General features: G+C 66.3%; 3 protein-coding genes. 2 read left to right on the top strand and 1 reads right to left on the bottom strand.

Annotated elements, in window-relative coordinates; translation table 11 throughout:
• The first annotated feature begins 130 nt into the window (after nt 1–130).
• Both RPB_RS11230 and RPB_RS11225 read left to right on the top strand, forming a co-directional pair.
• Nucleotides 131–1345, top strand: coding sequence for an efflux RND transporter periplasmic adaptor subunit (locus tag RPB_RS11230; protein WP_011441128.1), 1215 nt, complete (start codon nt 131–133; stop codon nt 1343–1345).
• Nucleotides 1346–1348: 3 nt separating this feature from the next.
• Entirely contained in the window at nt 1349–3313 is a 1965-nt protein-coding gene (locus tag RPB_RS11225) for a MacB family efflux pump subunit (protein WP_011441127.1), read from the top strand.
• A gap of 282 nt (nt 3314–3595) precedes the next feature.
• Here RPB_RS11225 and RPB_RS11220 read toward each other — a convergent pair whose 3' ends face one another.
• Complete coding sequence (locus RPB_RS11220) at nt 3596–15622, bottom strand: filamentous haemagglutinin family protein (RefSeq protein ID WP_198135169.1); 12027 nt, start codon at nt 15620–15622, stop codon at nt 3596–3598.
• Between the last annotated feature and the right edge of the window lie 21 nt (nt 15623–15643).

The raw sequence follows: 15643 nt of genomic DNA, 5'->3' as shown, positions 1-15643 counted from the left end.
TTTCGACCACAACGCCCCCCTTTACTAAGCCGCGTTTTCAGCCATGAAGTCTCGCCGCAGCGGCCCGGTTCACGAAGCCGGGCGGTGCGGATATTTCACCAGGGCCGCCGGCCCGAGGGATCGACCACCGATGTTCACAGTGAAGCGCGTCGCCGTTGCCGGCGCGGTGTTGATTGCATTGATTGCGGGATGGCTGATCAAGGACAGGCTGTCTGGGAGGCCTACGGAGACCCTGACGACGGCGCCGGTGCAGATCGCGGATATCGAAGACACCGTACTGGCCAGCGGCACCTTGAAGCCGATCAAGATGGTGGCGGTCGGCGCGCAGGTCTCCGGTCGAGTCACATCGCTCAAGGTCCGGGTCGGCGACAGGGTCAGGCTCGGCGACCAGATCGCGCAGATCGATCCTGTCACCAAGCAGAACGATCTGCGCACGGCGGAAGCGGCGCTGCAGAACATGCGCGCGCAGCGCGCCGAGAAGGAAGCGACGCTGGCGCTGGCAGAGGCCTCGCTGGCGCGGCACAACGTCACCTTCGCCCAGAAGGCGACCTCGCGCGCCGACTTCGAGAGCGCGGAAGCGACCGTGAAACAAACCCGCGCGCAGATCGCGGCGCTCGACGCACAGATCACGGAATCGATCGTGTCGGTCGAGAACGCACGCGTCAATCTCGACTACACCAGGATCATCGCGCCGATCGACGGCACCGTGCTCGCCGTCGTCACCCAGGAAGGCCAGACCGTCAATGCGGTCCAATCGGCGCCGACCATCGTGATCCTCGGTGAGGTCGGGACGATGACGATCCGCGCGGAGATTTCCGAAGTCGACGTGATCAAGATCAGGCCCGGCCAGGACGTCTATTTCAACATCCTCGGCGACCCCGACCATCGCTACGATGCGCGGCTCGATTTCATCGAGCCCGCACCGGAATCGATCAAGAACGACAGCAGCTTCAGTTCGACCAGCACGACGTCGAGCAGTTCATCGTCCTCGAGCAGTTCGACCTCAGCGATCTACTACAACGGCATCTTCAGCGCGCCCAATCCGGACGGCCTGCTGCGCACCTACATGACCGCGGAAGTCCATATCGTCGTGGCGCAGGCGAAAGGCGTGATGACGATCCCGTCGGCGGCGCTGACCCAGCGCAACCCGGACGGCAGCTATCAGGTCGAGGTCAAAGACGCCGCCGGCGCCGCAGCGACGCGCGCGATCCGGATCGGCATCAACAACAAGCTGACGGCCGAGGTCCGCTCCGGCCTCTCGGTGGGCGAGGACGTCGTGGTGCGCAAGGCCGCGCCCGAAACGAAGCAATCGTCGGGTCCCCCCGGCCCGCCGCCCGGAATGTGAGCGATGGCCGGTTCGACCATCGAGTTGCGCGGCCTGCGCCGCGAATTCCCTTCCGGCGAGGCGACGGTCGTCGCGCTGCAGGATCTCGATCTCACGATCGAGCCCGGCGAGATGGTCGCGATCATGGGAGCGTCCGGATCGGGCAAATCGACGCTGATGAACATCCTCGGATGTCTCGACCGGCCGACCTCCGGCAGCTACCGGATCGCCGGCCGCGAGACCTCGTCGCTCGAAGCCGACGAATTGTCGGCGCTGCGGCGCGAGCATTTCGGCTTCATTTTCCAGCGCTATCATCTGCTGCCGGCACTGTCGGCGCTCGGCAATGTCGAGATCCCGGCGATCTACGCCGGCCAGCCGGGAGAGGCGCGACGCGCCCGGGCCGGTGAACTACTGGCGCGGCTCGGCCTCGCCGACCGCAGCGGCCATCGCCCCAATCAACTATCGGGCGGCCAGCAGCAACGGGTGTCGATCGCGCGCGCCTTGATGAACGGCGCCGACGTGATTCTCGCCGACGAGCCCACCGGCGCGCTCGACCAGCGCAGCGGCACCGAGGTGCTGCAGATCCTCGACGAGCTGAACCGCGACGGCAAGACGGTCATCATCGTCACCCACGACGCCTCGGTTGCCGCGCGCGCCAAGCGGGTGATCGAACTGCGCGACGGCGTCGTGGTCGCGGATCGCCTCACCTCGCCCGAAGCGGCCCGCCGCGCCGGCGACGCGCCCACCCGACAGCCGCCGGCGACGCCGCGTTGGAATTGGCGGCGCGAATACGACCGGATCTCCGAAGCGACGCGGATCGCCGTGCTGGCGATGGCGGCGCACCGGCTACGCAGCTTCCTCACGATGCTGGGCATCATCATCGGCATCGCGTCGGTGGTGTTCGTCGTCGCCGTCGGCGACGCCGCCAAACGCAAGGTGCTGGCCGATATCAGCAGCCTCGGCACCAACACCATCGAGATCTTTCCCGGCAAGGACATGGGCGACGTCCGCTCCTCGAAGATCAAGACCCTGGTCGCCGCCGACGCCCGGGCGCTGGCGCAGCAGCCTTACATCGACGGCGTGACGCCCACGGTCTCGACCACCAGCACGCTGCGCTACGGCGGGCTCGAGGCCAACGCCCTCGTCAACGGCGTCGGCGATCAGTACTTCGACGTCAAGGGCACCAAGCTCGCCTCTGGCCGATTCTTCGACGCGAGCGGGCTGCGTGACATCGTGCAGGACGTCGTGATCGATGAGAAGACCCGGCAGACATTCTTCGCCGACGTGGCCGGCGGCGCCGTCGGCAAGGTGATCCTGATCGGCAAGGTGCCGTGCCGGATCGTCGGCGTGATGCAGCAGCAGCAAAGCGGCTTCGGCTCCAACCAGAACCTCTCGGTCTACCTGCCCTACACCACCGTACAGGCCCGTTTCCTCGGCAATTCGTCGCTGCGCAGCATTCTGCTCAAGGTCAGCGATACGGTCGCGACCGCAGACGCCGAACAGGACGTCACAAGGTTCCTGACGCTGCGGCACCGGGTCAAGGATTTCGTGATTCTGAACACCGACGACATCCGCAAGACCATCACCAGCACCACGGGCACGCTGACCCTGATGATCGCCGCCATCGCGGTGATCTCGCTCGTGGTCGGCGGCATCGGCGTCATGAACATCATGCTGGTGTCGGTGTCCGAACGGGTCGGCGAGATCGGCGTGCGCATGGCGGTCGGCGCGCGGCGCAGCGACATCCTGCAGCAGTTCCTGATCGAGGCGGTGGTGGTCTGCCTGATCGGCGGCGGGCTCGGCGTCGGCGTCGCCTTCGGCCTCGCCGCGCTGTTCAACCTGGTGGTGCCGATGTTTCCGCTCAGCCTGTCCGGCACCTCGATCGCCGCCGCATTTGTCTGCTCGACGGGAATCGGCATCGTGTTCGGCTATCTGCCGGCCCGCCAGGCGTCGTTCCTGGACCCGCTGGCGGCGCTGTCGCGGGACTAGCCTTGTCGGCTGACGGGTCGGTCGATCCGCCCGCTCACGTCCGCCCGGCTGTCGAATAGTCTATGATTTCAACACCTGCCGACCTCATCGCCCGCCAAAGTCGGCAGTCTCGTCCCCCGAACGCATGAATTCCTCACCCTGAAGGATGACCGGCGAGGCAGGATCGCGAAGACGCACAGCTTGGCGGAGCTCGGATCGAGGCGGCTCCTCGCGCCGCCGCCTCGCTCTGAAGTTGTGCCTGTTTAGAACCTTAGTTTAGATTTGATCGAAAGCGACGCTGCTCTAACGCACCAGTCGTTGACGCTCCTCCGGCCTCAGCCGTTCCATCGCCGCCTGATCGAGTGAACCGGCGCCGATGACCTGAACGGGGCTGCTCGGATCCTGCGTCGCCCGTTCGTCAGGCTTGGTTTGGGATCGGCGACGCTCCTTGTCATCGTCGCCATCTCGATCGCCGCCTCCAAAGCCGAGGAATTCGACGATGATGACCGACCGCGGCTCGTTGCCGGCGCTCGTCGGCGCTGCCGATTGCTGCGTAGCCGACGTTGCATTCGTGCTCGCGAGTCCTGCCGTCATATTCGGTGCCTGCACGGTTGGAAGGCCGGTCGCGGTGCCCTGCACATTGATGTTCGCCGCATTGACGATCTGCAAGGCGGCCAGGTTGATGTTACCGGACGCGCGGATGCCCGCTTCGCCCGCATCGATCGTGCCTAGCGGAGCTATCAGGTCGATATCGCCCGCGGGAACCTGGGGAATCGGGCTCAAGGTGGCGATACCCGCCCCGGACGACGGCGTCTGCGGCGACAAGGTCACGTTGCCGTAATCGTCGTAGACACGCAGGGGCGGCGTGAACACCAAGCTGGTTTTCGCACCGCGGCCGGCGTTGATGTCGCCGACTTCGGACCAGACCAGGATGTCGCCGCCAAACGTGGTGAACACGCGGCTCAAGCCGAGCAACACGCTGTCGCGGGTGAAGACCTGGATGTCGCCGGCACCTTGAGTCAGCAAACCGGTGGTCGACGGCGGCACCACACCCTCGACCCCGAGCGTCAGGCCGCCGGCCGGCGCCAGCACCTGGACATCGCCGCCGCGTTCGGTGTGGATGCCGGCACTGTTCAACAACGTCACCGAACCGGCCCCGGTTGCCTGCGCCGGAAACAGCGCTGCGATCGCTGCACGGCCCCTGACATAGCTGCCGGACCGCGGCCCCGTCGGATCTGTGTATTCGCGACCACCCGCCTTCAGCTCATCGAAATACACCATCCTCACAAAGACGTTCTGCTGGTCGATCGGCAGCGCCCAGAAGTACGCGAGCGCATCAGCCGCGCTTCCCTGATAGCCGAAGCGCTCGCGCAGCCACACTTGCAGCTCCGCGTCGTAGGTTTTCACCACCTTTCCGGCATTGGCTGAACTGAGCAACGGCAAGGCCGGATCGGCGAGATTGCGTGGATCGAGATAGCGCGCCGCGAAATCGGCATAAGACGGCCCCTGCGGACCCGCGCCTGCGGTCAGCAAAATGCCGGCGCCAGGCTGCCGGTCGCCGGACACGATCGGCCCATAGCTGTTGATCGTGCTGTCGAGCTGATCGATCCGAACGATCTTGCTGCCGAGCGCCTGATAGATGTTGCGTCCGGCAGAGACCTGCAGAAGTCCCGGCCCCCAGATCTTCAGCGTCGTGTTCAGCAGGTCGCGACCGGCCGCGACGTTGGAAATATCGTTGGGCGAGGTGTTCAGGATGAAGCCGCTGGCGAGGACGTCGCGCCCCGCCCGCATGTCGACCGGTTTGGCGGCCACCAGCGTGAACAGATCCGGATTGCTGTACGGATCGGTCTGGATGACGCTGCCGATCTGCATCATGACGTCGCCGCGTGCGTAGGCGCGGATCGGGTCGGACGCGTCGGCGTGGAGATTGGTGGCCGCATCAAACGCGAATGCGAATAGCGAGAATCCGACCGTGCCACCCCAGACGTTCGTGATCTGGAAGCCGTTGCTTGTAGTCGCGGCAGGCGAGCTGGCCCATGCCAGATCGCCTTCGACCCACAGCGGCTGGAACGGCATCGCCAGCGAACTTGCCGCTCCGCTGGACATCGAAGCCTGTCCGAACAGGCTGCCGCCGGCAAACAGTTCGAGCGTTCCGGCGCGGCTCGGGGCAAGAACGATCTGCGTCGTGATCGACCCCGCGGGCGCGATCGCTGTGAACTGACCGGGATCGTACAGTCGGAAGGCCGTCGTGGTCGACGACAAGGTGCGCGGCACCTGCACGATGTCGCCGCCGCCCGAGAACACCGTATAGCCGCTGCGGTCGGTCCACAGCGAGAATGCCGTGTTGCTGCCGAGCGTCGGATCGCCGGCATCGTTGGTCGCGGTGCCGGAGCCCAGCGGGGTCTGCCGTCCCGGATCGGTCGCAGTCAACAGCCCAAGGTCTCCGCGCGTGGTCAACGAGATCGCGCCGTCGCCGACCGCCAATCCGAGCGGCGAGAACACCACGCGGTCGCGAGGTCGCGTCACGTCGGGCGCGCGCGGATCGCCGGCAGCGACCACCCCGTAGCCGGTCTCGCCCACCTGACCGATCGATCCTGCCGTGACCCGCGTGTCGCCGCGCAGATTGACCACGCTTCCTGTCGCAAGCTCGGTGTCGTTCGACAATCCAGTGTTGATCCATCCGCCGACATCGAGCCGCAATGCGCCGCCGCCGAACTGCACGAGATTGCCGTCGGCGGTCACATAGCCGCTGCTGCCGACCACAACGGAAAACGACTGGTTCGACGTCAGCGCCGGATCGGCCAGGAGGTTGAAGTTCGTGGTCGAGCCGGCGTCACCGCCGGCCGTCACCCGCACATTGCCGCCGCCCAACGTGCCGATGCCCGCGAAGCCCGACATCGTCACGCCGCCGGATCCGTAGTTCAGCGCCCCGTCGAAACGATACTGACCGAAATTGATCCCCCACGCCGCCGTCTCGCCGCGCGACGCGTTGCCCTGCAACCACAGCCAGTTGCCGATCTCCCCGCTCGACGAGCTATTGCCGTAGCTGGTGAAGCCGCGCAGCTCGCCCTGCGTCGTCAGCGTCAGATCGCCGCCGTGATCGGCGAAGTACATCCGCTGCGGATTCAGCGTGTCTTCGTAGGCCGAATTGCCGGCGCCGAGAACGGTGCCGTCGCTGCTCGGCGCGCGGTCCAGATTGTACGCGTCCGTCCCGGCTACCGATGTCCCCGCCGTGTAGATGCCGAACAGTGACTGCTGCTTGAAGTCACTGCCGGCGAGCAGCTCGAGCGAACCAGTGCCGGTGCGGATGACCGCGATCAGCGGGCTGGCCATCTCGGGACCGGCGAGTCCCGGCGCATCCAGCACCATGTCGCCGCGGCCGTGCAGCGCGGAGGCCGCGCTCAACGTTCTGCTGCTCGCCGACCCGAGGTCCGCGCCGCTGACCAGCCGGATCGACCACGACTGCATGCCCGGATCGAGCATCGGAGCCACTGCCCAATTGCTGCCCGCGCGCGGCTCTCGCTGGGTGATCGTCGCGTTGGCAGGATTCCGCGCCGACAGCGTGGTGCCCTGTGTGATCGTGATCTGGCCGTACAGGACGCCGAATTCAATGACGTCGCCCTGATAGTACGTCCTCGTCGAATCGGTGATCGATCCGCTGACGACGACCGGCCAATCCGGATTGTTGAATTCATTGGCGCTCGGGAACACGTAGACGTTGTCGAAATAATTCGGATCGAACGGCGGCGTGAAGGTCACGTCTGCCGTTGCGGCCAGGCCCGGGCGCACAACGGTGTTTGGCGTGTACCAGTTCCCGTCGTCGGGCGTGACCGAGGGCGGCGCGAAGCCGTCATTGATACTTCCGTTGACGGTGAGCGACCCGCCGGCGCGGATGACCAGCGTGCCTGCGTCGCCCGATCCTCGGACGCCCGTCGTGATGTTGCCGTAGCGATAGCCGGACAGATCGAGATCGCCGGTGATGATCAGATTTCCGTCCGACGTCGCGCTGCGGATTTCAACGCCGGGTCGCAGCCGGAACGCATCGCCATAATTCGACAGCCCGGTCAACCGCGCCGCCAGCGCGGCGTTGCCGCCGGCCGCCGCCATGAACGCCGTACTGTCGCCATGGATCAGATCGAGCAACCCCTGATCGATGATCCCCCCGCTCGGCATGTAGCTCGTGAAGGCGTTGAGAGAAATGCTGGCAGCGCCGCGCACCGTCAGGCCCGCGGCAGCGTCGATGCCGACGTCGTCGCTGCCGACCCGCGGCGCGTTGATTTCCAATTGCCCTCGGGCGACGCCGTCGCCCGCCCGAAGGTCGATGATGCTGCCGCTGCCGATGCGGACCACGCCGGCGACGCTGGTCAGTTCGACGACGGCCCGGTTCGACGCGTCGATCGCGACACCGCGGCCGTCGCGGACGACGCTACTGCCGTGCGCATCCAGAACGGCGTTGTTGGTGAGGATCAGATCGTCGCGGGCGGCCAGCGAGATCGTTCCGACGCTGGCGCCGGACGCATCGAGCCTGCCGTCGATGGTCAGCGCACCGCCGTCCAACGAAACCGAGATGCGGTTGGCGCGCACTTCGTTGCCGATCACGAGGTCGCCGGTCTTGATGACGAAGCTGCGCGCGTCGAAGAAGCCGCCGGCGTTCAGACTGGCGTTGAGGCCGGCGAAATCCGGCAAGCTGGTGACGCGAACATCGAAGCCACCGGCGACGAAGCCGTCGCCGCCCTGGCCCAGCAACCTGCCGCGAAGATCGACAAGCCCGCTCGCACCGGTCGCGGTCGCTTTGATCGTGCCGGCATTCGCGTGGGTCGCCGAAACATCGATCAGCGCATTCGGCCGCTGCACGATGGCGCCATCGGTCACCTCCATCACAAGGTCGCCGCCCCAGCTGTACTTCGTCACGTCGAAGAACTGGACGGCGCGACCCGACAGATCAACCACCGCGTGTTGGTCGAGTACGATCGATTGCGCCGCGGTGATCGCGAAGCGGCCGCTCGGAAGCGCCACCGCGGTGTCGATCATCACGCTGGCACCGTTGAGCTTGATCTCAGCGCCGAGCGCCGCGACCGCAGCAGTGTTCGTTGCCCCGCTCGCAGGAGCCGTCAATGTGATGCGGCCACCGGCGGTGTAGCTCATCGCCGAGCCGGCCTCCCCGGTCAGCAGCGGCGTCAACATGTTGAGATCGCCGCCGGCGTAGGTTTGAGAGGATGTCCCGGACGCATAGACAGACAGCGTGCCACGGCTGTTGGCCGTGATCCGATCACTTGCGACGAGATCAACGGTCGTGAAGCCGAGCGCCAATCGGTCGAGCGCGGTCTGGGTTTGCGGTCGTGTGCCCGGGCCATAGCCGAACTCGATGTGGCTGGCGCTGATCGTCAGATTGCCGGAACCGGTCCCCGCGCCGCCCGGCGCCACAGCCCCGGGAGCAACGCTGACGTAGGGACTGCTCGCCGAGCCCACGCCCGTGGCGAGACCGTTCCACACCACCGTGTCGGCGGAGATCGTTGCGCGATCCGTCGACGCGCCCCAGCCGTAGATCGCGGGGGTGTTGAGCACCAGAGTCGGAGTGGCACCAACCTGCCCGAGCAGGTTCAGCGTGGCGTTGCCGAACAGATTGATCGAGCTGCCGCCAGCCAGCGTCACCCGCTCGACGGGTGTCGCCGAGGTGAGGAGCCGATCGATCAGATGCTGGGTCAAACGCACGCCTGAGCCACCGCCGGCGACGATATCCGCGTCCGTTCCGACATCGAAGGTCGACGCCGCGAGCGCGACGTAGCGCGCCGCAAGGTTGACGTCGCCGAGCTGCGGCGCGCCGCTGCTGGACAGGCTGATCGTGCCCTGCGTGAGCAACGACGCGCCATCACCGACCACGATCGTGTTCGCGGGCTGGTTCGAGCCGCCGGTGGGTCCGAGAAAATCCAGGCGTCCATTGCCGACGCCGAGCACGGCGCCAGAGCCTGCTGCGAAGACATAGCCGAGCGCTGAATCGATCACATCGTTGCTGCCCGCTCGCGTATCGACCACGCCGCCGCCCTCGACCCGGACTGACTGTCCGACCAGAAACACCTGACCGGCGCTGATGACGGCGCCGCTTCGCACCACCGTGTCGTTGCCCGCACTTAAGAAAGCCACCTGGGGGCCGAGCGCGACACCGGCACCGTCCAGCGCCTGAACGAGGCTATAGAGGCCGCCGATGACCAGCGCGCCGGCGTTGAATCGGTTCAGGTCGTCGGCAACGATGGATGCGTAGCCGGCCGCCGCCGCATCAGAGCTGATTGCACGAACTTCGATATTGGCACGGCTCGAGACGAACAGCGTTCCGGACCTGCCTCCGGCAGCGGGGGCGAGATCGGCGACGCCGCGGAAATCGAGCACCTGGCCTGTTGCCGGGCCGAAATCGAAATGGATCGCGGAAGCGTCACGTTCGAGACGCGGCCGCACCGCACCGAACAGATTGGCATTGGCGATCGCGAAATCAGCGTAGCTCGTTTCGTTGTACTGTGAATAGGTGCGAACGGTCGCCGCCGGCGTGATCGTCAGCACCGTCGGTAACGCATCGCGAACCGCGGTGTTGGCGGTCCCGAGATAGCCGCTCGCACGGTACGAACCGTTCTCCAGCCGGGTCACATTGACGCCGATGCTCGTCTCGGCGCCTAGCTCGATCCGGTACGCTCCCGGCAGCAACGCGTAGGTTGCCGGCATCAGTGTGTAGGTTCCGGCCGGGAGATCACCGACTGCTCGATCGAGCGTGACCTGTTGGCCGATGGCGGGAGCACTGACATCGGGCGTCACCGGTGCGTAGCCGGCCGCCGCAGCGCCCGGTACCAGCGCATAGACCTGCGCGCCGCTACTGCTGAAGATGTTAGCCGGATTGGCATTGGCCAGCGCGGTGCGGAGCACGTCGATGGATCCGCCACGCCCGGTGAAGAAGCCGGCGCCCGTCAAACGGCCGCCGCCGGACGCATCCAGCCGCGCCCCCTGATCGGCAGTCAGAGTCGCCTGTCCGAACACGATGCCACGATTGATCGTCGTCTCGACGAAATTGTTGTTGCTGTTGAAATCGGCGAGATCGACAAACGCAACGCTGTGTCCGTTGTAGAGATAGGCCAGCCCGTCCGACGTGCCGCCATAGGGCATCGTCAGCCCATCGGCGCTCACCGACGTGATACTTCCCGGTTTCAGCGACACCTCAGAAAGATACTGAGCGGTGGTCCCGAAACTGCGAGGCACGACGCCGAACGTGATGAGACCGAGCGGCGCACGCACGATGCCGCCCTGATCGATGGTCGGAGCTGTCAGCGTGAGCGAGCCGAATACCGAGAGTGGAACCGCCGGCGCATCGCCGAGGCCGCGAATGGTCAGGGTCCAGTCCGGATCGCCCGGCAGCGGACTGCGCAGCGGGCCCACGCGCACGTTTCCTGTGGCGCCTGTGGTCGGATAGAGCTGCGACGCGGTGATGGTCAGGTCCGGCCCGTTCGAGATCAGCTCACCGTTGGTAAAGCGAACGTCACCCGAGCTGTTCACCGCGACATGGGCGAACCCCGGAACCTCGACGGTCTCCGAGGCGCTCAGCGTGAACACTCTGCCGACCATGCCGAACTGAACCGAATTACGGACATCGACGAGATCAGCCGTGAGCGTCAAATGGCCGACATTGGTGGCGGCGAAGTCACCCAGATAATCATTCAGTCCCAAGCCGGGCGGGATCGCGCCGCCATCGACCAGGTTCGGCGTCTTGCCGTCGAGCAACAGATAGGGCGCCGAAAGCCGAATGTCGGGCGCGCCCGCCGCAGCGGCGACCGTGAAGACACCGCGATGGATCAGCAGCGCCTCGCTCATCTGGAGCGAGACGTCGCTGCCGAAGGCGAGAACATCGCGCGCCCACAGATCGAGTGTACCGAAACCACCGGCCGTGATGTCCGCCGCGGACAGCCGCGCGACGCCGACCGGCAGTCGGCCCATGGAGGTGGCGGTCGCGTCCGACGGCAGTCCCGACCCGACGTGTTCCTGCGCCAGAGTGATGGTGCGCAGAACACTCGCCTGATCGGCGAGCGTCGAGTTTTCGAGTGCGATGTTCAAGGTTCCGCCTGCGGCCTGTAGGCTGCCGGCGCGCGCCTGCAGCGTTCCATCGAGCAGAATGCTCGCAAGCGATCCGATCCGGATCAATCCGCCGTCGCCCCCCACCAGGGTGGCCGACCGCGAGAAGTCTGGGCCGTCAGCGCGATCGGCATCGATGATCGCGCTCGCGCCATTGGCGAGCAATCGCGCGCCCGGGCGGATGACGACGGGCGATGCCGTGGCGGCCAGATAGCCGTTGCTGGCCGGCGTCGCGTCGGCCAGCCCGATCAACAGCGATCCGCCGTCCTGCACCAGGCCATAGCGGAAACCTCGCGAGTCGCGCGCGGTGACGGCTTCACCAGAAACGTCGAGAACCGCATCGCCTCCGATCCAAAGCGAGCCGATCAAGAACCGACGCTGCAGATCGGGCAGCAGCGCGATCCGGCCGCCATGCGCGATCAAGGAGCCGTCGACGGTTGCTTGGTTGGTCGTCAGGCTGATGGATTGCAGCGGATCGACCTCGATGACCGCCCCCCGGCCGAGCGCCATGCTGGCCCCCGCCAGTGCGATGCTGGCACCGGGGCGCTGCGTGATGACCGCGTCGTTCGGGGAGTCGAGATAAACCGACGGCTGCCAGCTCTCGAGCGCGCGAGCCGGATCGGTTCCGCTGGCTGCAGCCGCGCTGCCCTCTGACAGCCGCAGTGTCGGAACGATCGGCCGCAGCGCGACGCCGTCGCCGATCGCGATGCCGCCGAGACTGGCGATGCTGTAATTCGAGAATCCCGTCGCCAGGATCGCCGGATCCAGCGTCAGCGCCGGTTTGAACGAGATCGCCTGTGTCAGCACCGCGCCTTGCGGCAGAATCTCGCCGGCTTCGAAACGCACCGCCTTCAACAAGCGATCGCCCGGCATCAGGGTCGCCGTGTAAGGCTGTGCCGGCAGTCCATTCGGAAACGCCGAGGCCGGCAGCACATAGCCGCCCGGCATGCTGTACAGCACGACCGACGTCCCCGCCGGCATCACCCGTCCGGCGACGAGCGGAGTGTTGCCGTTCGCGGTGCCGCCCACGCCGACCGGAACGGTCCAGCTATCCGCGAGGATCGTCGGAACGCCGTTCAGCGGCCGTGCGCCCATCGGAATCGGCGCGCCCGGCGCAAACACGTCGAGCGTCCGCGTCGCCGCGAAGGTCATCACCGTTCCGGCGGGCAGCACAAAGCCTTCAGTCAATTGCACCGAGGCCGGCAACGGCACGCCGGGCGGCAGCACACCCGAGGCGAGGATCGCATTTCCGCCGAACGTCACGGCCTGCGGCGCGCGCAGAGTCAACGTCCCGCCACCAACGACGCCCTCGGCCCGGATCGTTCCGTCGAGCACGAGCTTTGCCGATGCCGGAATTGAGTCGGAGACGCCCTCGACGATATCGGCTCCGGCGACCAAGCTTACGCTGCCGCCACGACCACCGATCAGTCTGCCCTTCGACGTCAGCGTTGCGCCGGAGGTGACGTCGATCGTAGTCCCGGATTCGACGACGACGGAGCCGTGCGTCATGCGCACGTCAAGGCTACCGCCATCGACATAAGCGGCCTGATCGGGCTCGTCACGCTCGAGCGAGCTGTTGGTCCAAACGCCGCGGAGGTCGATCGTGGCCGCATTGGCCAAAGTGAAGTTCGCGGTGCCATCGACGAACAGCGGCGTCGCAGCGCTCGAAGCCGACTTGGACACCGGGGCGACGTTGCCGATAGACACCGAACCGCTGCGCGCCGTCACGTTGGCGTTGATGCCGACATCCGGCGCGATCAGTTGCAACGATCCGCCATCGGCGAGAGTTAGTGGAGCTGCAACCGTTATGGAGCTGGACGAGGTCAGCCTCAGCAAGCCGAGCCCAAAACTGCTGAGCCGGGCGGCATCGAGCTGGATTTGATTGGTCGCCTGAGTCGAAAGGCTGGCATCGGCGGTCAGCTCCGAGGTGGTCGGGCCGACCTGGGCGAGAACGATCGGCGTGCCGAAAGCACCGTCTTCATCGATCCCGTTGCTGCGGCCGATCACCAGGCCGCCCGCCTGCGCAACGGTGGTCTGCGCCGCCTTGTAGCCATCGGCGACGCCGGCGCTACGTTTGCTCACCTGCCGGTCGCCGACGATGGTATCGGCAACGATGTCGCCATCCAGCAGCACGGTGGGCGAGAAAACGGTCAGCCGGCCTGCATCGCGGCCGACGCTGTATCCTTCCTCCCAACGATACGAATCACGCCCGCGCCCCGAGACGGAGCCCCAGATTTCGGTCAGGCGGTTGTCCGTTTTACCCTGGATGCTATGGCGGCGCGAGAAACTTCCGCCGAAGCTCGTGAACGTCAGGTCGCTGGGCGCCTGATCGATGCTGTAGCTGCGGCCGTCGCTTCCGATCAAGTTTGTCGAACGGATCCAGCCGGCCGCGTAGTCCAGCGAACCGCCCGAAATATCGACCAACGATCCTCTTTGTGTGATCACTTCAGCGGAGGCCAGCGTGATGCTGCCGCCGAGCGCCGACCACTCGCCGATGCTGTGGGCGGTGGTGCCGAGATAACCGCCGACTTCGAGCAGGCCGCCGGCCGTGTAGTAACGGTCCGACGCATAGCCGCCGGTGCCCGCCGGCACCAGCGTGAGGTCTCGGATGTCGATCCAGACGTCGTTGTTCTTGAGCACTTCAGAGTCGCGATTCTGCGGACTGTCGCGCAGCTCGTTGCCCTGGACGTTGACCTTGATATTGTTCGACGCCATCGCCACCGCGACGTGGCGGACGCCGGAGACGTCGAGCGCGGCGCCGTCCTCGACGAAGATGCGCTTTCCCGCGCTCGCAGCGATCTGGCCGCCTTGCGCCGCCGTGTAGGAGCCGTTCTTGAAGTTGATCGTCCCGCCGGTGACGATCTCGATCCGGGACTGATCCTGACGGTCGGCGAGACTGGAAAGATTGTCGAACACGCCAGTGGCGCCGCTCGGCCGCGCGAGGTTTGCGGCGGATGCGGCGATCAGCGCGTCGCGCTGGGCGTCCAGCGCCGTGTCGGTGCTGACGAGCTCCGGCAGGATCGCGCTGAGGCTGCCGCCCGCGAGCGTAACAGTTCCAGTATCGTCGCTGGCCGAATTGAGCAGATGAATGGTTCCGCGACTGTTCACCGAGGTCGTCGACACCAGCGCCCCGGCCTGGGTAATGGTGCGACCGGTCAGCGTGATGTCGCCTTGTTGGGCCACGATCAGCCCGCTATTGACGACGCCGCCAGCGGTGCCGCCCTGTGCGATCACCGGTGCGATCTCGATGCCGCGTGTCGTCGATGTGACGTTACTGTCGGTGCCGAAGCCGGGGCGCAGGATGAAGCTGTCGCCTGCGGCGAGCAGAGCCTGACCGTTCGGCGTGCCGATCATGCCGGCATTGGCGACCTCGGAGCCGATCAGCAGTACGAAGCCACCGCCGGAGGTCACCGAGGCCGGTGCATGTGTGCTAATCGTCGCGCCAGTTTCCAGCACCACCTTGCCGCCGGAGGCCGTGAAGCTCGGCGCGTAAGCTCCGCCGCTCTGGCTACTGAAGATGCCCTTGGTGAGAAACTGGCTGTCGGTGATGCCGGCAGCCGACGCGATCAACGCCCCGACGTTGACCTGGCTGCCACCGCCGAAAATGATGCCGCTCTGATTGATCACATAGACTTGGCCGTCGGCCCGGATATTGCCGAGGATCAAGCTGGGCGCCGTCGCGCTGTCGACGCGATTGAGCGCGACCCAATTCGCGTTGCCCTTCTGGTCGAACGTCAACGTCGTCCGCGCGCCGACGTTGAAGCTTTGCCAATTCAAGATCGCTCGCTGCGACGTCTGTTCGATGCCGACCTGGGTCCGGCCATCTGCGTCGACGCTCTGCGTCGGCGTCTTGGCTCCGCTCCATCCGGCCGAGACGTTCGGCAGCAGACCTCCCACGCCAAGCCCGTTCGGGACGACCGCAGATGCCTGTGCGACGGCTGCAGCCGCGCGAGCCGCCGCCTGCGCTGCCTGCATTTCCTGGACAGCCCGTGCGGCACGCGCCAGCGAGTCCCCGGTCTGCCGCGCAGCCGCCGCCGCCTGCTGTGCCGCCTGCGACGCCGCGTCGGCTGCGACATTCGGCGCCGATTGGACTTCGGAACCCGCGCCATTCAGCGATCGGGCCTGACCGGCCGCGGGAAGCAGCAACATCGCGACCGCGCTGACCGTGGTGAGCCATACTCCGCGACGCGAGAAAGTCCTACGCAGGTTGCCGTTCGACGCCATCATTGTTCCCCTCACGGCACG

It is taken from the genome of Rhodopseudomonas palustris HaA2 (assembly GCF_000013365.1).
GTDB classification, from domain to species: Bacteria; Pseudomonadota; Alphaproteobacteria; order Rhizobiales; family Xanthobacteraceae; genus Rhodopseudomonas; species Rhodopseudomonas palustris_J.
Note: the sequence above shows the minus strand (reverse complement) of the source record. Positions and strands in the feature narration are given on the sequence as shown.

Excerpts from the sequence above, each read along its gene's own strand:
- RPB_RS11230 (WP_011441128.1), top strand. The coding sequence starts at position 131 with ATGTTCACAGTGAAGCGCGTCGCCGTTGCCGGCGCGGTGTTGATTGCA.
- RPB_RS11220 (WP_198135169.1), bottom strand. The coding sequence starts at position 15,622 with ATGGCGTCGAACGGCAACCTGCGTAGGACTTTCTCGCGTCGCGGAGTA.
- RPB_RS11225 (WP_011441127.1), top strand. The coding sequence starts at position 1,349 with ATGGCCGGTTCGACCATCGAGTTGCGCGGCCTGCGCCGCGAATTCCCT.